Origin of the sequence: Psychrobacter sp. 219-2-C (assembly GCF_049560815.1) — a bacterium.
GTDB lineage: Bacteria > Pseudomonadota > Gammaproteobacteria > Pseudomonadales > Moraxellaceae > Psychrobacter > Psychrobacter faecalis.
Genome location: NZ_CP186933.1, coordinates 1,418,501 through 1,440,237, shown reverse-complemented (window position 1 = coordinate 1,440,237; position 21,737 = coordinate 1,418,501). Strand labels below are relative to the sequence as shown.

At 43.3% G+C, this 21,737-nt stretch carries 19 protein-coding genes and 3 tRNA genes; 9 read left to right on the top strand and 13 right to left on the bottom strand.

All coding sequences use genetic code 11. The features are described 5' to 3' along the window. Nucleotides 1-95: 95 nt before the first annotated feature. From ACPEGP_RS05755 to exaC, 3 genes are all read right to left on the bottom strand, one after another. Nucleotides 96-428: a DUF779 domain-containing protein gene (locus tag ACPEGP_RS05755; RefSeq protein ID WP_068408108.1), complete on the bottom strand. Its 333-nt coding sequence runs from the start codon at nt 426-428 to the stop codon at nt 96-98. Nucleotides 429-601: 173 nt separating this feature from the next. Continuing rightward, the gene (gene adhP, locus ACPEGP_RS05750; RefSeq protein ID WP_423814207.1) at nt 602-1,630 is read right to left on the bottom strand and encodes an alcohol dehydrogenase AdhP; all 1,029 of its coding nucleotides are present in this window, start codon (nt 1,628-1,630) and stop codon (nt 602-604) included. 111 nt (nt 1,631-1,741) lie between these two features. Next, nucleotides 1,742-3,268 carry an acetaldehyde dehydrogenase ExaC gene (exaC, locus tag ACPEGP_RS05745; RefSeq protein ID WP_198328895.1) on the bottom strand — a complete coding sequence of 509 codons (1,527 nt, stop codon included), beginning with the start codon at nt 3,266-3,268 and terminating at the stop codon, nt 1,742-1,744. A gap of 322 nt (nt 3,269-3,590) precedes the next feature. Here exaC and ACPEGP_RS05740 point away from each other — a divergent pair, with 322 nt between their 5' ends. The 3 genes from ACPEGP_RS05740 (at nt 3,591) to ACPEGP_RS05730 (ending at nt 7,030) form a co-directional block, all read left to right on the top strand. Beyond that, nucleotides 3,591-5,534, top strand: coding sequence for an AAA family ATPase (locus ACPEGP_RS05740; protein ID WP_423814206.1), 1,944 nt, complete (start codon nt 3,591-3,593; stop codon nt 5,532-5,534). Nucleotides 5,535-5,652: 118 nt separating this feature from the next. Beyond that, nucleotides 5,653-6,786, top strand: coding sequence for a type I glyceraldehyde-3-phosphate dehydrogenase (locus ACPEGP_RS05735; RefSeq protein WP_423814253.1), 1,134 nt, complete (start codon nt 5,653-5,655; stop codon nt 6,784-6,786). 153 nt (nt 6,787-6,939) lie between these two features. Continuing rightward, a tRNA-Ser gene (locus ACPEGP_RS05730) sits at nt 6,940-7,030 on the top strand. Between the two features lie 234 nt (nt 7,031-7,264). Here the strand turns inward: ACPEGP_RS05730 and ACPEGP_RS05725 are convergent. From ACPEGP_RS05725 to ACPEGP_RS05715, 3 genes are all read right to left on the bottom strand, one after another. Continuing rightward, complete coding sequence (locus ACPEGP_RS05725; protein WP_227678318.1) at nt 7,265-8,020, bottom strand: hypothetical protein; 756 nt, start codon at nt 8,018-8,020, stop codon at nt 7,265-7,267. Nucleotides 8,021-8,254: 234 nt separating this feature from the next. Further along, nucleotides 8,255-8,584 carry a CopG family transcriptional regulator gene (locus tag ACPEGP_RS05720; RefSeq protein ID WP_068408103.1) on the bottom strand — a complete coding sequence of 110 codons (330 nt, stop codon included), beginning with the start codon at nt 8,582-8,584 and terminating at the stop codon, nt 8,255-8,257. A gap of 207 nt (nt 8,585-8,791) precedes the next feature. Continuing rightward, a tRNA-Asn gene (locus tag ACPEGP_RS05715) sits at nt 8,792-8,867 on the bottom strand. Nucleotides 8,868-9,322: 455 nt separating this feature from the next. Here ACPEGP_RS05715 and ACPEGP_RS05710 point away from each other — a divergent pair. From ACPEGP_RS05710 to ACPEGP_RS05700, 3 genes are all read left to right on the top strand, one after another. Continuing rightward, nucleotides 9,323-9,667: a DMT family transporter gene (locus tag ACPEGP_RS05710; RefSeq protein ID WP_082894398.1), complete on the top strand. Its 345-nt coding sequence runs from the start codon at nt 9,323-9,325 to the stop codon at nt 9,665-9,667. Nucleotides 9,668-9,718: 51 nt separating this feature from the next. Further along, entirely contained in the window at nt 9,719-10,207 is a 489-nt protein-coding gene (locus ACPEGP_RS05705) for a M48 family metallopeptidase (protein WP_423814205.1), read from the top strand. Nucleotides 10,208-10,309: 102 nt separating this feature from the next. Beyond that, a complete protein-coding gene (locus ACPEGP_RS05700; RefSeq protein WP_313493758.1) occupies nt 10,310-11,254 on the top strand; it encodes a DMT family transporter in 945 nt (314 codons plus the stop codon). 73 nt (nt 11,255-11,327) lie between these two features. On the opposite strand, the gene ACPEGP_RS05695 is transcribed toward ACPEGP_RS05700, so the two are convergent. Further along, nucleotides 11,328-12,080, bottom strand: coding sequence for a type 1 glutamine amidotransferase (locus ACPEGP_RS05695; RefSeq protein WP_423814204.1), 753 nt, complete (start codon nt 12,078-12,080; stop codon nt 11,328-11,330). Between the two features lie 211 nt (nt 12,081-12,291). Between ACPEGP_RS05695 and ACPEGP_RS05690 the strand changes: the two genes are divergently transcribed. Then, a tRNA-Val gene (locus ACPEGP_RS05690) sits at nt 12,292-12,368 on the top strand. 267 nt (nt 12,369-12,635) lie between these two features. On the opposite strand, the gene ACPEGP_RS05685 is transcribed toward ACPEGP_RS05690, so the two are convergent. The 4 genes from ACPEGP_RS05685 to ACPEGP_RS05670 form a co-directional block, all read right to left on the bottom strand. Further along, nucleotides 12,636-14,138: a tripartite tricarboxylate transporter permease gene (locus ACPEGP_RS05685; RefSeq protein WP_068406030.1), complete on the bottom strand. Its 1,503-nt coding sequence runs from the start codon at nt 14,136-14,138 to the stop codon at nt 12,636-12,638. Between the two features lie 5 nt (nt 14,139-14,143). Beyond that, nucleotides 14,144-14,599, bottom strand: coding sequence for a tripartite tricarboxylate transporter TctB family protein (locus ACPEGP_RS05680; protein ID WP_068406033.1), 456 nt, complete (start codon nt 14,597-14,599; stop codon nt 14,144-14,146). A gap of 117 nt (nt 14,600-14,716) precedes the next feature. Next, nucleotides 14,717-15,754, bottom strand: a complete 1,038-nt coding sequence (locus ACPEGP_RS05675) for a Bug family tripartite tricarboxylate transporter substrate binding protein (protein WP_423814203.1) — start codon at nt 15,752-15,754, stop codon at nt 14,717-14,719. 300 nt (nt 15,755-16,054) lie between these two features. Continuing rightward, nucleotides 16,055-17,344, bottom strand: a complete 1,290-nt coding sequence (locus ACPEGP_RS05670; RefSeq protein ID WP_423814202.1) for an SLC13 family permease — start codon at nt 17,342-17,344, stop codon at nt 16,055-16,057. A gap of 298 nt (nt 17,345-17,642) precedes the next feature. On the opposite strand from ACPEGP_RS05670, the gene ACPEGP_RS05665 reads away from it, so the two are divergent. Next, nucleotides 17,643-18,368, top strand: a complete 726-nt coding sequence (locus ACPEGP_RS05665) for a GntR family transcriptional regulator (protein ID WP_191689757.1) — start codon at nt 17,643-17,645, stop codon at nt 18,366-18,368. A gap of 37 nt (nt 18,369-18,405) precedes the next feature. Here ACPEGP_RS05665 and ACPEGP_RS05660 read toward each other — a convergent pair whose 3' ends face one another. Further along, a complete protein-coding gene (locus ACPEGP_RS05660) occupies nt 18,406-19,179 on the bottom strand; it encodes a sulfite exporter TauE/SafE family protein (RefSeq protein ID WP_423814201.1) in 774 nt (257 codons plus the stop codon). Between the two features lie 425 nt (nt 19,180-19,604). Between ACPEGP_RS05660 and ACPEGP_RS05655 the strand changes: the two genes are divergently transcribed. Further along, nucleotides 19,605-20,582 (top strand): glutathione S-transferase family protein, encoded by a 978-nt coding sequence (locus tag ACPEGP_RS05655; protein ID WP_198328732.1) that lies wholly within the window; start codon nt 19,605-19,607, stop codon nt 20,580-20,582. A 93-nt stretch (nt 20,583-20,675) separates the two neighbouring features. Here the strand turns inward: ACPEGP_RS05655 and hemB are convergent, their stop codons facing one another. Beyond that, nucleotides 20,676-21,683 (bottom strand): porphobilinogen synthase, encoded by a 1,008-nt coding sequence (gene hemB / locus ACPEGP_RS05650; RefSeq protein WP_423814200.1) that lies wholly within the window; start codon nt 21,681-21,683, stop codon nt 20,676-20,678. Between the last annotated feature and the right edge of the window lie 54 nt (nt 21,684-21,737).

Genomic DNA, 21,737 nt, shown 5'->3' with positions numbered 1-21,737 from the left:
TAGCTTCCATGCCAATCAAACTGGAGAGCTAGCTTTCCAGTATATAGGTCATTGATTAGTATAGACCTAACAGAATACTGACGCTAGGCATTCATTCAATCTTCAATGGCGCATATTTCAGAGCGCACAATAAAGCGTTTGCCTTCAGGTATTTCCAGTGAAAAACTCGCACCACGACCATCGACTACATCGATAGTTAAATCAGTATGTTGCCAGAGTTTATACTGGGCTTTACCCATATAAAATGGACAACCAGCAAGCTCACCGACGAGTACGTCTTGACCACCAACTTTGAACTCACCCAGCGGATAACACATCGGTGAGCTGCCATCGCAGCAGCCGCCAGATTGATGGAACATCAGGTCACCGTGTTTGGACTTTAATAGCTCAATTAACGCAACGCAGGCTTCTGTCGCTTCAAGTTTCATAACGTGCTCCTTATTTTTAAACTTTTACCCAAACTAATCGGTAAAATATAAAAGGTCGTATCATCTTCACTCACATCATTCATAGCATGTGGCTGAAAACGATACGACCTAGCGTTAGTGATTAAGTGATGTTTTGTGACTAAACGTACCAATCACTGAGACAGTTGCAATGTCTACATAGCGTAGTCAATCACGATACGTCCCTCAATCTTGCCATCACGCATACGATCAAGAATATCATTGATATTCTCAAGCGGCTCAGCGGCAACGGTCGCTTTTACTTTACCTTCCGCTGCCATATCTAGCGACTCTTGTAGGTCTAGACGTGTACCAACGATTGAGCCACGAATGGTAATACCATTTAGTACCGTATCAAAGATAGAAACAGGGAAGTCGCCTGTTGGTAGACCATTACAGACCAAAGTACCACCGCGGCGCAGCATGGTCAGCGCTTGATCAAAGGCCTTAGAGGAGACGGCTGTCACTAGCACACCATGAGCACCGCCGATCTCTTCTTGCAGATACTCACCAGGATCGGTGTTTTTGGCATTGACGGTGACTTTTGCCCCCAGTTTTTTGGCAAAATCGAGCTTTTCATCGTCAATATCGACGGCAGCAACGTTCAGTCCCATGGCAATGGCGTACTGTACCGCCATGTGACCAAGTCCACCGATACCTGAAATGACGACCCAATCACCTGGTTTGGTGTCTGTCATTTTCAGACCTTTATATACCGTCACACCCGCACATAGAACTGGTGCAATCTCAACAGAGTCAACGCTCTCAGGAATAATGCCAACATAGTCAGCATCTGCCAATACGTATTCTGCAAAGCTACCATTCACTGAATAACCAGAGTTCTTTTGACTTAGGCACAAGGTTTCCCAGCCACCTAGACAGTGCGTACAGTGACCACAGGCAGAGTAGAGCCAAGGCACACCGACACGGTCGCCTTCTTTAACATGCTTAACACCTTCACCCACAGCAGTGATCAGGCCGACACCTTCATGACCAGGGATAAACGGGGGGCTTGGTTTGACTGGCCAATCGCCTTCGACAGCGTGCAGGTCGGTATGACAGACACCTGATGCCTGCATTTTTACTACAATTTGACCAGGACCTGGGGTAGGGATATCAACTTCTTCAATCTGCAGAGGTTGGTTGAACTCATGCAGAACCGCAGCTTTCATTTTATTAGCCATGTTACTTTCTCCTTATTACTGCCTTTTAAGTCGATATGCTCAGAGAGCACCAACTAGGCACTTTATAATTATTTATAAAGTGCCTTTAAAAAACTGAATTGAAAGACTGATTTAAAAGAAGCCCATCGCTTTAGGACTATAGGATACCAGCATGTTTTTGGTTTGCTGATAGTGATCGAGCATCATCAGATGGTTTTCGCGGCCGATACCCGATTGCTTGTAGCCACCAAATGCAGAATGCGAAGGATAGATGTGGTAGCAGTTGGTCCACACGCGACCTGCTTGGATGCCACGTCCGAAGCGATAGGCTTTGTGTACACTGCGTGTCCAGACTCCAGCACCAAGACCATATAAGGTATCATTGGCAATGCTCATGGCCTCTTCGTCGTCTTTAAATTTCGTGACGGCAAGTACTGGTCCAAAGATTTCCTCTTGGAACACGCGCATGTCGTTAGTGCCTTCAAAGATAGTGGGCTGCACATAGTAGCCATCTGCAAGGTCGCCGTCATGCTTGGCTTGTTCGCCACCGACCAATACTTTGGCCCCTTCTTTTTTACCAATATCCAGATAAGATAGGATTTTTTCTAACTGGTCTGTGCTGGCTTGGGCGCCAATCATGGTATCAGTATCTAATGGGTTACCCATTTTGATGGCTTTGACGCGCTCGATACAGCGCTTCATAAACTCATCATAAATGCTCTCGTGTACTAATGCGCGCGACGGACAAGTACAGACTTCACCTTGGTTAAGCGCAAACATCACTAGACCTTCGACCGCTTTGTCCAAGAAATCATCGTCTTCGTCCATGACATCAGCAAAGAAGATATTTGGACTCTTACCACCCAGCTCTAGGGTAACTGGAATGATGTTTTCACTGGCGTACTGCATGATTAGGCGACCAGTAGTCGTCTCACCAGTAAAGGCAACTTTATTGATACGTGGATTGGAGGCAAGCGGCTTACCAGCTTCAACTCCGAAACCGTTGACCACGTTGAGGACACCTTTTGGTAAGATATCAGCAATCCCGATCGTCTCTAGCATAAATAGGATAGAGGCAGGCGTTTGCTCTGCAGGCTTGAGTACTATACAGTTACCAGCAGCAAGCGCAGGGGCTAGCTTCCATACTGCCATGAGGATCGGAAAGTTCCATGGGATAATTTGGCCGACGACACCAAGTGGCTCATGGAAGTGATAAGCAACCGTGTCATCATCAATTTGACTGATGCCGCCTTCTTGTGCACGAATGGCACTGGCAAAATAGCGAAAGTGATCGACAGCTAATGGAATGTCTGCTGCTAGGGTTTCACGTACAGGCTTGCCGTTTTCATACGTTTCGGCAATGGCGATGGCTTCTAAATTGGCTTCCATCTTATCTGCAATTTTGAGCAGTAGATTGGCACGTTCAGCGACACTGGTTTTGCCCCAAGCGTCTTTGGCAGCATGAGCAGCGTCTAAGGCTTTTTCAATATCCGCTTCTTTTGAACGGGCGACTTGGCAGATGACTTTACCGTCAATGGGGCTGGTGTTGTCAAAGTATTCTCCATCGGCTGGTGCGACCCACTCACCATTGATAAAGTTGTCATATTTTTCGCGGAATTGGACGGGGCTGTTTTCTGTATTGGGATAGGCGTGTAGCATTAACGACTCCTTGTTGTATTAATTTATAAAGCAAATAAACGTTCAAGCCTTTGATATATGATCTTTTGAGGTCATATCTATAAAGTCACTTGCACGGTTTTGCTGGATCTTCCTGATCAGGTTGTCAGTCTATCCTACTGAACTTTTATACATAAGGATAGTTACTTTTACTAGAGCAAATCAGGTTGTTTCATAAATTTAGGTTATGCATAAGTATCTGCTTAAATTGGTTCGAAAACTTGGTACAGCTGTTATAATTGCTACCATTATGATGCTACGACGGTAGTTTCCTTTTTCTTATGTTATTGGTTGGTTTGGATATATGCGTCAATCTTCTGCTCTTGATATCTTAAAAACAGGTCAAAATGTGTTTTTGACTGGCTCAGCAGGTTCAGGTAAAACTTATACTCTCAACCAGTACATCAATTACTTACGCGCGCGCCGTGTGCCAGTTGCTGTGACTGCTAGTACGGGTATCGCGGCGACACACATGAACGGCACGACTATCCATAGTTGGTCAGGTATAGGCATCAAAGACGAGTTGTCTGATCGTGATTTGACCAATTTATCGCGTAAGCAGTTTTTAGCAGACAGATTAAAAGATACGGCGGTATTGATCATCGATGAGATTTCCATGCTGCATGCCAAGCAGCTTAACCTAGTCAACCAAGTGCTCAAGCATGTGCGAAAAAACGATGCTGCATTTGGTGGTATACAAGTGGTGGTTGCAGGGGACTTTTTTCAGTTACCACCGATTGGAAGTAAGGGTGAGAGTAACCGAGAAAAGTTTGCTTTTATGTCTGAGGCCTGGCTCGATGCTAAGTTCCATATTTGTTATTTATCCGAGCAGCATCGGCAAGTCAGTGAGGCCGCTAATGGTGGTCTCGATTTGGATGATATTCTCAATCAGATTCGCAGACAAGAAGTCACTTTTGAGGCGATTGCGGCATTGGAAGCTACCTTTGATCAAAACGTCGATATCAATCGCACCCGTCTCTATACCCACAACCTCAACGTCAATAAAATCAATGATAAAGAACTGGCAGCGCTTGAAGGCGAAACCATGCGGTTTGAGGCCACCGCGACAGGTGATAGCAAACTGGTTGAGACGCTCAAAAAGACTGTGCGCACCCAAGATGAGCTGATTCTAAAAGTTGGTGCTAAGGTAATGTTTATCAAAAACAACACTGAGCTTGGTGTGTCCAACGGTACCATGGGTGAATTGATAGGCTTTGCTGCTGTCAAAGTTGATGACAGTCAGAATGATAGTAATGCCTTAATCGACAATGAGGATGGTGTTGATACAAACAATACTACCGACAGTGAGACAGATACTGCTAAGAGTGACAAAGACAACGCTAAAAAAGATCAAAAAAACCCAAAGAGTAAGAAAGCCGTCACACAAAAAATGCCAGTGGTTAGACTCAATTCAGGCCGCGAGGTCATCGCTGAGCCTGAAGAGTGGATCATCGAAGATGAGACGGGAGATGTGCTAGCAAGTTACCTGCAAGTGCCGCTCTGTCTGGCATGGGCGATTACCATTCATAAATCGCAAGGCATGACGCTTGATGCGGCTGAGATTGATTTATCGCGCACTTTTGAGCTTGGGCAAGGTTATGTGGCATTGTCACGCTTAAAGTCGCTGGCAGGTTTGCAATTGCTCGGTATGAATGACATGAGCTTGCAGCTTGACCCGCTGGCACGCGGCGCCGATAAACGCTTTTTGGCACTGTCAGAGGAAGCGGATGCCAATTATGCCATGCTTGATGAAGAAAGTATGAGGCAGGCGCATGAGAAATTTATTCTAAAATCAGGCGGCACGCTTAGCAAGTCGGTGATTGAAGCGTATGCCAATTTGCAGAAAAAACGCCGCGAGCAACAGCAAGCGCAGATAGATAAAAAACAGAAACTTGGTAATCAAGTTTCTGATAAATCGGACAGCACCTTGCTGGCGACGCGAATTTTATTAGAAGAGAGCTTATCGATTGCCGAGATTTCGCAGGCGCGGCAGCTGTCGCAATCGACCATTATGCGCCATATTGCAGAATTAAAATCGCAAGATCCAAGTTTGGCGTGTGATCATCTGCGCCCAGACGATGAAGTGATGACGGCGGTTGGCAACGCTTATGTGGCCATTAAGGTCGCCAATAACCCTAATGACTTTAACGATGATGGCAGTGTTAAGCTGCGTCCAATTTTTGAGCATCTAAAACAAGCGGTTGATTACAATACCATTCGTTTGGCATTAATTTTTATTACGCCGTAGCATCCAATCGGTGAGAAAAAATCTCTAAAGATAGACCGTCATTATGCTGATAATATTCACTGTAGCGCGCCACTCTTTTTATATCTCTTTATAGCGATACCCTTTTATGTCTGACGTTATACCTGATTTTTCTAGCGCAACTTACCAATTGAACGCCGAACCTAGAGTGGCGCTTACGCATGCGACAGGCGAGCATACGCAGCCCTTGAGGATTGCTATCAATGGCTTTGGCCGTATTGGACGTAATGTACTGCGTGCCTTGTTAGAGCGCTTTGAGGTGTTGGGGCGCGCTATCCATGTAGTGGCGATTAATGATTTGGCATCGGCTGATATCTTATTGCATTTGTTAAAATTCGATAGTACTCATGGTCGCTTAAGCCGACTTGGCGTCAGTGCAGAGGTTTTAGACGATAAAAACAATACTCAGCTGTGTTTGACTAAGAATAATCTGACCTACTGCATCAAAATGCTCTCAGAAGCTGACCCAAAAAACCTACCATGGCGCACGCTTGGTATCGATGTAGTGCTAGAGTGTACGGGGCATTTTCGCTCTTATGAGCAGGCGCAGCTACATATAGCAGCGGGTGCACAGCAAGTCATTATTGGTGCTGCGCCCTTTGATAATGTCGATGCTTGTATTGTCATGGGCGTCAATACCGCTGAGCTCACACGCAAGCTGCCGATTATCTCGAGCGTTTCTTGTACCACGCAGGCCTTAGTACCGCTGATTGATACGCTTGATAAGGCATTTGGCGTTAGGTCGGCTATGATGACCGAGATTCATGCTGTGACTGCTGACCAGACAGTGCTCGATCAAGCGCACCGAGACCCAAGACGCGCACGCGCCTCTGGTTATAATATCATTCCTACTACTTCTAGCAGTATTGCAGCGACAGAGCGTGTATTGCCAAGCATGGTAGGTAAGATTAACGGTCATTCTATTCGTGTGCCAACCATCAACGTCGCCGCTATTGATGTGACCTTTGTATTCAACGCGCCAGATGTCAGTGTCGATGCGATACGAGAAAAGTTAAGAGCTGCTAGCCTTGGTGATTTGATAAATATCATGGCGTATACTGAGGAGCCGCTCGTTTCCAGTGACTTTATCCATCAGCCAGAATCGCTGATTATCGATGGGCAGCAATTGATGCAAGTGGGCGAGCAATATAAAGTGTTTGCCTGGTACGACAATGAATGGGGCTATGCCAACAGGCTGCTTGATATGTGCTTGCACCTCGCTTTAAGTAAATAACCTGGTTTGCAGTAAATGTTTTAAAAAAAGCACGGGGTAAAAAATTTTGGCGCACGCTAAGTCATTGATTTAAAACTGGCTGTAAATTAATTTCATTTTTTTAATATGAAGCGCTTGCATTATACGATGATATCTATATAATGATGCACCAATGGAGACGTGGCAGAGCGGTTGAATGCACCGGTCTTGAAAACCGGCAAGGGTTCATAGCCCTTCGAGAGTTCGAATCTCTCCGTCTCCGCCAAATTCGAAAAAGCCCCAATCAGTTATTGATTGGGGCTTTTTTATGTTTGCATAAATGCGGTTTTAACTTAGCGGGCACTCTATAGTTGGTTTATTTTAAATCCGATACCGTGCCGAGCGACTGGGATGAATTTTCCGCAGCCTCTGCACTAGCGCAAGCAAGGAAAATTTATACCAGTCGCACATAGTTATGCCCCTATCGATTTTGTTTTGAATGGACTATATGAACTCTCTATTATTTCGCCAGCGTTTGCTCAAACTCTACTTCTTGCCCATCCATTAATACCAGTGTGCCTTCGCTAATCTCAATGTGTATGTCCGTATGATTTTTAATCGCGCGCATGACATTGATATCTTCAATACTGCTTTCGATGATGATTTTGCCAGACTGTTCAGGTTCGATTGGTGGCTGGAACTGGGTCAACGGTACATTAAAGCTTTTACTTTTGGTCAAATTGGCCTCTTGCATGGTGAGCTTACCCTTAAAGCTTTTAATCGCTACCTTACCGTGGTTTGACAGCATAAACTGTAGTTTTACTTGGTTTAGACTATCGCTATCGCTGGTTTTTACGGGGAGTAAAGCGACAGGGTAATTTTGTGCTTTGGCAGTATGCACTTGCGGACTGGTGACAATCGGGCTTTTTTTGCCAGTAGGATTATTTGGATGCAAGCGCTCATATTCACGCTGCTGGATAAGGGCTTGCTTGATGGTGATACGTGGCATCGCTCCGGACTCATACGCGCCGCTGAGCTTCATACGTAGCATATAGCGGCTCAAGAGCTGTCTGTCAGCCTCAGGCAACCGCTCAAACGTATCGCCAAGCTTTTTTTGCCATTGGTCAGAGTTGGTTGGTATGGTCTGCCTGCTTGGATCTGCTGGCGGCTGCATGCAACCATTGATAACTGGCAACATCGCTACAGTGAATGCCAATAACATGGCCTTTTTTATATAGCGTGCACGGCCTGCGTGTTTATATAAACCAATCATCATATGCCTCCTTCTCAACCCATATCAATGCGAATAACTTTTATACCAATATAGCGCTTATCAATATAGCGCTTATGATAATTTTGTATGTATGTTTATCGCTAATGGGTATTCGATGTTATTAAGCGCATTGAGAAGGGCATATTTTACGTAGCAAGTTCAAATTAAATAGCAAAAAAAAGACCAAGCGCCGTTAAGCAAACTTAGTCTTTTTTTGTATGTATGATAAGCCAAATGCTACTCTTTATCCTGCAGCTCAGACAGCGGGTGGGTGGTGGTATTATTATGCGTGACCACAATCGCCTCATCAATGATACGTTGGCTGACCCCGCGCTTACGTAAGCTTTCAATAAACACTTCATCATGCGCCAAGGTATAATCTTGATGATCGCGATCCAATCCTTGACGGATATAAAGACGAATCAGACCTTGGATACGTTTAAAGCCCAGCTCTGCTGAGGTAGACTCTAACAATCTAATCATTTCTTCAGACAGGCGAATACTGATCGGACGCGTGATTTTTTGCGGATGATCAGAGAATTTATTTTTTATACGAACAGGTATCATAATAAACCATTACTTTTAGTGAGTAGGAATAAAACACTCAGACAAAAACGAACTTGGTCACAGCTCTTCTTACCATACAATAAAAATCGCCAAAAGAACACCGTCGCCGTATGAATATTGTGTTGGTGAATAAGGTAAGCTATTAAGGATTAAATAGCGACCATAAAAAAACCTCCATCAAATATTTGATGAAGGTCTTTTAGAATATGGCTCTCCAACCTGGGCTCGAACCAGGGACACACGGATTAACAGTCCGTTGCTCTACCAACTGAGCTATTGGAGAATAAGTTGTGATAACGGTTGATTAAACAAGTTTTACAAAGCCTTTGGTAGGTGCGATTGCTTATCTTGTTTGCGTTATGTGGGGCACATTTTAGCCAAGTAGTTCTGGGCTGTCAACCTTATTAGGCGATAAATAATAAATATAATTATAAATAGGATAAAATTGTGGGTGTTTCTTGTTAAAGCGGCGCCTTTATTGACGGTGACGATGATTACTGCTGCTAAAATGTGTATAAAAATTAATTTTTCTTAATATTATAATAACTTACTTTATTCCTTAGTTTGATAAGACTATCTATTTGAAACTAAAGAAAAACCTTATATCACTTTAACCCTTAAAATCTTTATTTCATGCACCCATATAAACCTATAAAATAGTTAGCCCAGATTTTTTATCGTTTTGTTTAACTGACTGTTTCTAATTCAATACTTTCTACCAATATAGGTGCCCTACATATGAGTCCAACCATGATTGCTTACGGTTACCTTGCCATCGCTATTGTCTGCGAAGTCATTGGCACTACCTTTTTGGTCAAGTCAGAGCAGTTTACGCGCTTTGTGCCCACGCTGATTATGGCGGTGCTTTATGCGATTTCATTCTATTTATTGACCCAAACCATAAAAACCATACCGATTGGTATTGCTTATGCCTTATGGGGCGGGCTTGGTATCGTATTGACTTCACTGGTAGGACTGTTCTTTTTTAAGCAAACGCTTGATACCGCAGCGATCATCGGCATTGCGATGATTGTTGGTGGGGTAGTGGTGATGAATTTATTATCTAATTCTGTGGCACATTAAGTAAACAGGCATTAGTAGTCGTTAAACATTGAAACGTCAAGGATAAACACATTGACCACATTAAAATATATCGCGCATTACTCTGAGCAAATTCAAAGCCAAGCGGCGACGCTGATTAGCACGGGCAGACTTGGTGAGTATTTGGATAAAAACTATCCAAATACTCACCAAGTACAAAGCGATAAAGCGCTATATCAATATATTAATGAGATCAAAAATCAGTATATGCGCAAAAGCAGTCCGCTGTCGCAGGTGTCTTATAATAGTAAACTTGCGGTGCTCAATCAGGCGCTTGGTATTCATACCTACCAATCGCGCGTGCAAGGCAGCAAGCTGAAATCACATAATAGCATCACGGTAGCCAGCCTATTTAAAGAAGCGCCGCCTGAGTTTTTGCGTATGATAGTGGTGCATGAGTTGGCGCATTTTAAGGAGCAAGAGCATAACAAGGCCTTTTATCAACTTTGCTGTCATATGGAGCCAAACTATCATCAATATGAGCTTGATACTCGTTTATGGTTGCATTGGCGCGAGTGCTAATCTATCGTGATGAAATAAAAGCTAACAATAATGCTAATCAATAAAATAGTAACAGGGCTAAGGACGATGAATAAAGCCGCTGTTTTAAGAGTAAGGTAGTCTATGAGTCAGTCAGCGCCGCAGTCCATGGCTAAAGGTAAAAAAGCGTGGCTCATTCCTGTGCTGTGTCTCATCGCGGGTGGTGGATTGATCGGTATTTCTACCAATCTAGCCAAATTTGCCGGCGAGGTCGGTCTGACGCCGCTAGCATTTCTGTTTTGGTCTATTACGGGTGCGGCGTTTATTTTATTTAGTTATGCGTTGTTACGCCGCGAGCTGCCGCCGTTAAGTAAATCAACCCTGAGCTATTATTTGGTTGCGGCGTTGGTGAGTGTGGCAGGCTCCAATCTCATTTTCTTCTCCGCTATTCCGCATGTCGGCGCCAGTTTTGTCGCCTTGATTATTTCTCTGCCGCCGCTATTGACGTATCTCGCCGCTATCATTCTAAGAATAGAGCGCTTTAACAAGCTGCGCGCGCTTGGCGTGGTCGCGGCACTTGTCGGCGCCGGGGTGCTCGCCGCCCGTAAATTCGCTGCGCCCGATGCCAGTGTGTTTTGGATTGGGCTAGCGCTTTGTGGTCCGGTCTTATTGGCAATTGGTAATATTTATCGCACCTTATATTGGCCTGATAATCTCTCTCCGAGCGCGCTGGCACCGGGTATGCTGATAGCCGCATCCGTGCTACTTGGTTTGTTTAGCATTTTACCTAATTATTCTCTTGCCGTTCCGCTAGCTGAGATGTTGCCGTTAGGGTTGATTGCAGTGCAGGCGTTCGTTTTCGCTGGTCAGTTTTTACTGTTATTTTTACTGCAAAAAACGGGCGGCCCAGTATTACTAAGCTTATTAGGTTCGGTTGGGGCGGTCGTCGGTGTGCCTGTCGCTATCTTTTTGCAGGGAGAAAGTCCGCCAGAAGGGTTGTTTTTGGGTGCATCCTTGATAGCGCTTGGTGTCGTGTTGGTTACCTATGGCGGGGTAAAAATGGCGGCATCAAACCAGCAGACCCGATAAAGGGTGGGCTTGCGGCTAAAAGGGGTAAAAAGTAGATAAACCGTTAAGTTTTTTTAGGATTGAAAGATTAGGTTTAAATGTCCGCCGTCTTTGTCATACGATTGAGCATGGCTGCTAAGCGCGCATTGTTATCGGCAATATATTTATCGCCAAGCGTTATTATCTCAGTAGGTGATTGTACGGTTTTAGGATAGTTAATTAGTCCTTTTTGAATGGCATTGTCGCCATTTGCTACCATCTTAACGATGCTTTCTTTGGTGACTTCAAAATGACACTGCCAAGCCATGACCCAAGTGCCAAGCGCTTTTTGCTGCGGCGTTTGATAAAGAAAGCCTTGATTGGGCCACGCTGCTGATGTCGCTAACGGAATCGCTCCTTGTGGATATTCAAATCCATCGCCATGCCAATGAAAGACCGTAAACGCCTGATTTGGTAAGTCCTGTAGTAAAGGATGCGCCTGAGCGTCTTTAGTCAACTGAATGGGTAACCAGCCGATTTCTTTTACGCCTGCCGGCTTTACGCTCGTCCCCAAGCAGTGCGCAATAAGCTGCGCCCCTAAACATACACCTATCACTGTCTTTCCGCTATCCATACTTTGTTTAATCAGACGTTTTTCTTCAATTAACCAAGGATGGTTGTCCTCATCGTGGACACTCATCGGCCCGCCCATCACAATTAACCAGTCAAAACTGCCAAGCGCTGGCAAGGTGTCTTTATTATAAGAACGCGTGTAGGTAATAGTGTGTTGATGATTAATTGCCCAATGCTTAATAAAGTTGAGGTCTTCGTAATCTGTGTGAAATAAAGCATGAATGCGTAAGGTCATCTGATGATCTCGATTAAGAAGTTATATTTTTATAATATTGACAGTCTAGAAGCTATGAGCTGTCTTAGATAGTGGAAACTATTTAGAGTACTATAATTCTCTTAAGTGTTTCATTATAAAGCGTAAAATTAGCTATTCTTATAATAACCTAATATTGTGATAGAAAAGGCTTGCAAAGTTTTAAAAACTTGCTAAAATGCATGTCCTAAATAGGCGTATAGCTCAGTTGGTTAGAGCGCTACCTTGACATGGTAGAGGTCGCTAGTTCGAATCTAGTTACGCCTACCAGATTCGAAAGCCCCAATCTTTATGATTGGGGCTTTTTTTATGCCCGTTTTACAAGCGTTGTAGCAGGAAATATCTGCACCCAACATTTTATAAACACAGTTAGATAATCAGCTCCGCACGATTCAAAAAGACGACATTAGCTAATGCAATGGTTATGTTTTTTGTAGGAAAATTAGACGATAGACGCTAATTTTCATAAAAAAATGGTGATCATACTTAAAGTACAACCACCACAGCAGAGTGTTTCAAAAACAGAATCGCTAAAAACTAAACAGCAGGCTTAAATTTTCTACGATAGATACTTCGCAACACTGGCATAAAAACCATTAAAATAGCCAATAACCATAACACCATAGTGATAGGGCTGCCCCACAGAATACTTAGCTCACCTTGAGAAATAGATAGCGCGCGTCTTAAGTTAGATTCCATCAGCTCGCCCAAAACATAACCTAAAATAAGCGCTGATAATGGGAAGTTTAACTTACGTAAGAAATAACCGAACACCCCGAGTGCGACCATAAAGACCAGATCAAAAGTCGTACTATGAATCGAGTATACGCCAACAAAGCTGACCGCAGCAATTGCTGGTACTAAGATATAATTTGGCACGTTTAGCAATTTTGCAAATAAGCCAACCAATGGAATATTCATTACCAGCAAAATAACGTTACAGATAAATAAAGAGGCAATCAGACCCCAAACGATATCAGGCTGCTCGGTAAATAACTGCGGACCTGGTGTGATGTTATATAGAGTCAATGCGCCCATCATGACCGCTGTGGTACCTGAACCTGGCACACCTAAAGTCAGCATAGGCACAAACGAGCCACAAGCTGAGGCATTATTCGCTGCCTCTGGCGATGCAACACCGCGCAGATCACCGTCGCCAAACGTACCTTTATCACCAGCGATTTTGCGTTCACTGGCATAAGTCATGGCGCTCGCAATAGTAGCCCCTGCACCCGGTAAAATACCAACGACAAAGCCCATTAAACCACTACGTAACATCGCGCCTAAGGTAAACATAAACTCTTTAAGGTTTAATAAACTACGCTTACCTTGCTCAATTACCTTGTGTCCAGTAGTAGTTTTTTCGAGTAAGATTAAGATTTCACTGACACTGAAAAAACCAATTACAATGGTGGTAAATTGGATGCCATCAGATAGATTGACCGAATCAAAAGTAAAGCGGTAAATCCCTGTAACCGCATCGACACCAACCGTCGCTAAACCAAGACCGATTAGAGCGGCAATACCAGTTTTAACCGGTTGATCACCGACCAAACCGCTTAGACACGTAATAGCAAATACCATCAATACAAAATATTCGGCGGGCCCAAATGAGATGGCCCACTTGGCTAATAACGGGGCAAATAAAACCACACCGATCGTGGCAATCGTTGCACCAATGAAGGAACTAACGGCGGATAAAGACAGTGCAATACCAGCTTTGCCTTGTTTGGCTAATGGATAACCATCTAACGTCGTCATAATAGCGCCAGCATCACCTGGTACGTTGATAAGAATGGCGGAGATACGACCACCATATTCACAACCAAGATAGACGGCGGCAAGTAAGATGAGCGCACTTTCTGGTGGTAATCCTAAAGCAAAGGCGAAAGGCAGTAATATCGCCACACCGTTAATAGGACCAAGTCCAGGCAACATACCGACAATGGTACCCAAAAAAGCACCGATAAGTGCAATCAGTAAGTTCTCTGGGGTAGATGCAATAGCGAAACCATGCATCAAAAAATCAAAAGTATCCATACTGGCTATCCTATTATCCCTGATAACAATCCAAGTGGTAATTTGACATCCAAAAGTATGTCAAATAAGACGTATAAGCCAATACTGATTAACACTGAAAAGATAAAGCTTTTAAGCGGGTTGCCAGCAAATAGTAAACCTACGGCAAAGGACATCAGAATGGTGGCAACAATAAAGCCCAGTACCTCAAAAATCAAACCATAGACAAGTAACGCAAGCGCACAAAGTACTAAGTTTCTAATGATTGGTTTGGTAAGCCCTAATTCTATCGGCTTGGTAAAGCTTGCTGGACGAAAAGCAACAACTAGCGCACCAAATGCCAGCAATGAAAAAATTAAAATCGGGTAAGGGCGAGGGCCGATGGGATCATAGGCAATAGGAGCGACATAGCCAATGGCTAGGTATATCAAAAATAAGCTCACCAGTGCCATTAGCCCAGAAAAAAGACGTTCCATAGTCATAATAGGACTCCTAGAATATTAGGGCAAAAAGGCTAGCATCTCTATTTTTTGCCAGCCTTTTGAGAATACGATCAAACTTTAGTATTCAATCAATAACGTGATTGAACACCAAGCTCACTATTTGGCTTCAGCCTCAACAAGACCGTATTCAGCAGACAACTCACGAAGCTCACCCGTACGCTTATAAACATACTCTTGTAGCTCTTCACCGGTCATAGAGAATGGCAATAATTCTTGCTGTTCACGTAGCTCAGCAAATTTTGGATCGGCAAGCATCTTATCAAAGGCATCTTTCCACCAGTTATAAGCGCTAGGACTTACATCTGGACCCATGTAATATCCACGTACGACCGGCCACGTGATATCATAGCCTTGCTCTTTAGCAGTAGGAATATCGCTCATAGTGCCACCCAACCTTTCATCGGCAAACACGGCTAGGACGCGCAATTTGCCAGCAGTGGTTTGCGGCATAAGCTCGGCAATGCCGGCACTAACGGCGGTGATGTGATTACCCATGACTGCTGTAATAGCCTCACCGCCGCCTTCCATCGCAACATAGGTCATATCGTTAGGATTGACGCCAACGGCTTTGGCCAATATGGCAGTTTGCATCCAATCTTGACCGCCGACACTGCCACCTGCGCCAAAGCTGACTGATTTTGGATTGGTTTTTAACACTTTAACCAAATCATCTAAAGTCTTGATGTCTGAATCCGCATTGACGGCGACAGCGCCATAATCTGTGCCAACACCGGCTAGCCACTTCACATCTTTTTCAGTGAATTTACCAAATTTACCTTGTGATAAATTAAGAATAGAACCGGTTGAGAAGGCAATAATGGCATCACCGTTATCACGATCATTGGCAACAATTTTGTTATAAGCAACCGCACCAACTCCGCCTGGCATATAAGTCACGCGCATAGGGTCTTTTAAGATGCCGGTCTCTTTTAAGCCCGCTTGAGCAAGTTTACAAGTCAAGTCAAAGCCGCCGCCTGGCTTGGCAGGTGCGATACATTCAGGACGTGAAGGAGCAGTCAGCTCACTTGAGCCATCTGTCGCGGCTGCATCTGTACTGGCCGTTTCATTAGCGTTGTTACAGGCAGTCAAAGATAGAATAGATAGGCCAAGAGCCAGATAGGAAAGTTTTTTCACACGACACTCCTTGTGTGTATATTTATACTAAAGTTTCAATAGAATTCTGATCTGTGCAACCTGTTATTAAGATTTGAAGCTATGATCAGATTAACAAAGTTACTGTACTTCATCAAAATATGTTTTTTTGTCACTGTGTAAAAGTAACAGAATATTTTGTAAATGACAAGAAACATATGTATGTTTGTATGAATTTTATTGTACTATAGAGCCATGTAAGGGTATTGACTATTATTTTTATGATTAGCTTTTGCTTATAAATAACAAACACTTTTATAGTTTTCTCTTATTTATAAGACATTAAAAGATAAGTTGGATCACTAAGATTGCTATTATTCCAACACAAATGTCTAAGGGCACAGCTTTGAATAACAGAGCAGTAAAGAGCTTATTTTTTTCTATAACGACTTGAGAGGCGCCTAACATGAGACTACCACCTGATGAAAAAGGTGACAGTGATGAGCTTTGCGCGCCCAAAACAATACAGGTAAAGAGTAATAAAGGACTTATGCCAGAAGCAACGGCTAGGGGTAACACTATAGGAAACAAAGTAGGGGCGACGACGCCAAGTGTACTGGCAAATACGGACATGATTGCGCTGATAACGAAGACTAGCGTCGGTATCAACCAGATAGGGACGTTGGTACTGAGCCATTCGGTGAGCTCGTAAATAACCCCTACCTCTACGCCGAGGCGAATTAACATACCGACACCGCAAATCATAATAAGCGTATTCCAAGGTATGAGTGCTATCACCGCTCTTTCGTCGCCTAACTTTAAAAATAGGCTAATTAAAGCAAAAATAACCGCGATAAAACCAATATCAACCCGAGCGTTCAAAAACTCAATCGCTGATATTTGCGGCATGAGCAGATTTAAAACAGGGATAATCAGTACAGTCGCCATCATGATAAAAATCAGCATAATAGATTGTTTTTGCTTACTATCAAAAGGCTCTGGTACTATCGCTTGAATCGAGATTTTGCTATTTTTGGCATTGAACACGCTATAGCCACCTAACAGAATTACAGGTATGACAAAAGTAGCAGCGAAAACCCCTAAAACATACGTAAAGCTATTATCATTGGCAACGCCTGCGCTGCGCATCAGCTCTCTAAAGATAACGCCGCTTTGTGAGGTAATAAAGTTAGCGCCAGCGAGCGCGCCATAATTGACAGATAAGGTGGCAATAACGATATTTAAATTGGTATGTTTAGACAAGAGCAGAATCATCGGTGCCATTGTCGCCAAAACGGTGTAATAGCCTGCGCCTAAGCCTGCAACAACTGTAGCAACAAAAAAGATAATTAATGGCAAAAATGCTGGAAAATGACGACACCTATAGATTAAATGATTCGATAGTTTTTCTAACGCACCGTTTGCGAGAGGGAAGTTATAAAAAAGCGTCACCGCAAAAATGACAAAGAAGATTTTTAGCGGCCATAGCTCGATAATCTCATAAGCCTTTAGCCCCATACCGAAACAACCAATCAGATACGAAAACGCAATAGCAAACAAGCCGATATTGATTTTGGTGGTATAGCCTAAAATGATGCATATTACGATGGCTGCGAGAATATAAAGTGTCACAACTGCCCCTTGATTTTAACGGTATGAATTCTATAAAAAGCCATAGCAGCTTTTATAGAGTAAAAAGCAGTACGCTAATATAGAAAAATAGCTTCATAAACGATAAGTCATATAAGCCTTAGCAGCGCCTCTAGTTAAGTAGAATGATAGCAAAAAAAATCATATGAATTAGATAAGGTTGATAATAACAAAAGGATCAAAAATACCTGTTAAAACGATTAGAATGGTCTTACTTTTACGGCAATAATGTCGCTTAAAAAGAATCGAGTTATTAAAAATTTTCCATGACGGTGAAACAATGATAGACAATTTCAAAAACTTTAAAATGCCACGATATGAGCAGGTAAGATGGCACATACAAACCTTACTGACAGAGAGCAAGTGGGATGAAAACACACCTTTACCTAGCGAGCAAGAGTTTGCTGATAAATATCAGGTATCGGTAGGCACCGTGCGTAAAGCGGTTGAAAAGCTGGTGGAGGAAGGGGTTTTAATAAAACAGCAGGGCAGAGGGACGTTTTTAAAGCGTCCAGATTTTAATAGCTCATTATTAAGGTTTTTTAAATTTCGTGATAAAGAGTCTGGTTATGTCACGCCAACGGGAATAATTAAAAAAATCTCAGTGATAGACGCGATTGATGATATTAACCAAAAATTAGATATAGATGAACATGAAGCGCTCATTTATATAGAGCGGGTTCGTATCGTCGAAGACAAAGTCTTACTGAGTGAAAAGATATGGCTTCCTAAAAGCTGTTACGAAGCCTTTGCCAACTTGGCGCCTGAAGATTTTGAGAATCTTCTTTATCCTTTTTATTATACAAAGTGTGGACAGTTTGTGTCGTCTGCCGTCGAGACTCTATTTTTTATAACCAATCATATAGACCCTTATTTAGGCAATAATAAACAAGAAAGTTTGGTTAAAGTATGCCGTATTGCCAAAAATTTAGAGGGTGACCCTATCGAGTATAGAGAGTCATATGGACTGGCAGGGAAGTTTAGTTATGAAATCAATATCATTTAATCATTATGATAGACCGTCAATAAAACCAAATGACTTATTAAAACAGCACATTGACGTTTCTTATTATCATTATTAGCCCACTAATAACCATGAGTATGAGTAGCATTATTCTAAACTGACTAATCGTCATTCCCGCTAAAAAATGCTTACCAATGATATTGCCGACGACCGCACCTAACCCTAGTACCAGTCCATATAGCCAAAGTCTGGCAGGGAATACGCCAAAGAAAGCGTAGCCGCCGATTTGCATGATACCCACAAAAAAGGAGTTGGCAGTTTTAGTAGCAATCAGGTTTTCTTTTTCTAGCCCAGCATTCATATAAAAAGGGTTGAGTATAGGGCCGAGACCACCGACCAAAGTACTCATAAAAGCAATGACAAAACCCAAAGGTATAAAGCCGAGTTTTGGCATATCAAAGGTTTTATCGACTTTACCGAACCTATATTGGAAGATGGTCGATACCAAAAATACGCCAACCAATAACTGAATCCACCCTGCATCCAAGCGGCTAAAAACCAAGGCGGCAATCCATGCCCCTACGATGGCACTAGGAACATAGTATCTGGTCAAGGACCAATCAATGTCATGCCAAAATAGATAGAGCCGTGAGGCATTGCTAATAAGCGTGGCCAAATTGATCACGGGAGGCGTAACGGCTGTTCCTATCATTGAAGAGGTGACAGGTATCAATAGCATGGCCCCGCCGCCGCCAGAGACCGTAGAGATGATAAAAGCGACCATGCCAGCGACAAACAAGCCTGCCAAGTGCCAATTCGGGATGGTGTGCAATAGCTCTAAAACACTGGTCACTATAAAATCCTATTCCATCAAATTCTAAAGTATCTTAAATGACTGATAGTATGAGTAGTCGAGATGTTTAAACTAGTAATCTACTTTATTAAGGTTTCTAAAACTCAAATCGCGGCAATACCCCGTAAAACTAATAATAGCTCAGTTCAAAATAACTGGTATTTAATGCTGTTTGAAAGAGACTTACATTATCTTAATCTTTGATAAAGTATGGTGGCACCAACGCTTGCTCATTGTTGTTCCGCCAGACCTGCTAGTCATTAAGCTTTGTTTGAAAGACAAACAAAGCTTAATGGCTAGGCAACATAGAAATGTTACTATAACTCTTAAAACTAATAACGATGGCAGTTATTTAATGCTGATTGTTTGCTAGCAGTCGTTTTTAGTATCCATTTATTTAAAACTAAAATAAACAGGAGCAAAACATGGGCTTATTGGTCGATGGTCAATGGCAAGATAAGTGGTATGACACCGAGGCAAGCGGTGGACGCTTTGTACGCGAAGATGCTGGTTTTAGAAACTGGGTAACAGCGGACGGTAGCGCAGGCCCAACTGGCGTGGGTGGCTTTAAGGCCGAAGCCAATCGCTATCATTTATATGTGTCGCTTGCCTGTCCTTGGGCACACCGCACCACGATTTATCGCAAGCTCAAAGGCTTGGAAGACATGATCTCACTGTCTGTCGTGCATCCCTTTATGGGCGATAAAGGTTGGACGTTTGCAGAAGGTGCTGGCGTGATTGCTGATCCGATTGTCAATGCCAGCTATTTATATGAAGTATATGTCGCTGCCAAGCCTGATTATACCGGACGCGTCACAGTGCCAATATTATGGGACAAAAAAACCAATACCATCGTCAGTAATGAATCCTCTGAAATCATTCGGATGTTAAATTCTGCTTTTGATGAAGCAGGGGCGACGGACGTTAATTTTTTACCAAAAGCGTTGCTCGCAGAAATCGATACGATTAATGAATTCGTGTATTCAGCGGTGAATAACGGCGTGTATAAAGCAGGGTTTGCCACAACCGAAGCTGCGTACAAAGAAGCGGTAGTGACGCTATTTGACGCGCTTGATACGTTAGAGGCACGTTTGGCTGACCAACGTTACTTGCTCGGTGATACGATTACTGAGGCCGATTGGCGCTTATTTACCACGCTAGTACGGTTCGATGCGGTATATGTTGGGCATTTTAAATGTAATATCCGCCGTATTGTTGATTATCCCAATCTTTGGGGTTATCTGCGTGATTTATATCAGGTGCCCGGTATCGCCGAGACGGTCAGTATCGAGCATATCAAGGCGCATTATTATACCAGTCACGCCAACATTAATCCCACGCGTATTATCCCTGTCGGTCCCGTGCTTGATTTTAACGAACCTCATGACCGTGCACGTTTCTAGCTTTTATTGAGCTTTTTAAATTAAGCTAAAAAAAACCGCGCTAGCTTGTATATAAGCTGGCGCGGTTCTTTGTATAAAACGATTTAATTTATATTAAGCGTTATTCAACTGACGAGCCGCTTCTAGGGCAAAATAAGTCAAAATCCCATCAGCGCCTGCACGGCGGAAACCAATCAAGGATTCCAAAATCACCGCATCGGTTAGCCAGCCGTTTTGAATAGCAGCCATATGCATGGCGTATTCACCAGACACTTGATACGCAAAGGTTGGTACGCCAAAGGCGTTTTTAACTTCACGAATTAGGTCTAAGTACGGCTGACCCGGTTTAATCATCACCATATCAGCCCCCTCATTGATATCCATGGCAACTTCGTGCAGCGCTTCGGCGCGGTTGCCAAAGTCCATCTGATATTGCTTTTTATGCCCACCTTTTAAGTTGCCGGCACTCCCAACGGCATCACGGAACGGACCGTAGTAAGCAGAAGCATATTTGGCAGAGTAGGCCATGATAGCGGTGTTGACAAAGCCTTCAGCTTCAAAGGCATCACGCATAGCTTTGATACGCCCATCCATCATATCACTTGGCGAGATAATATCAGCGCCTGCACGGGCATGTACAAGCGCTTGCTTGACCAAGACTTCGACCGTTTCATCATTGACCACATAGCCTGAGTCATCGAGCAAACCGTCTTGACCGTGAGAGGTATAAGGGTCTAGCGCCACATCAGTCATTACCACCATTTCTGGTACGGCATCTTTGACTGCTTTGACGGCGCGCGCGCTTAAGCCATTTTCATCATAAGCCGATTTGCCATCAGGCGTTTTTAATGAATTATCAATGACAGGAAAGATATCGATAGTGGTAACACCCTCTGCTAATAATTCTTTGGCATAATTAATCAACAGATCAATCGATAGGCGCTCAACGCCTGGCATACTAGCTATGGCTTCGCGCTTGTTTTCGCCTTCTAAAACAAATACGGGTGCGATAAAGTGCTTGGGATGCAGCTCAACTTCACGAATCATCGCGCGGACGTTATCGTTATAACGCAAGCGACGCAAGCGGGTTTCAGGGAATTGACGGTTAAAAGTATAAGTCATGAGGTTTCCTTATTTGATTTTAAGCATGGTTATTTATAAGCTTCATTAAGACTG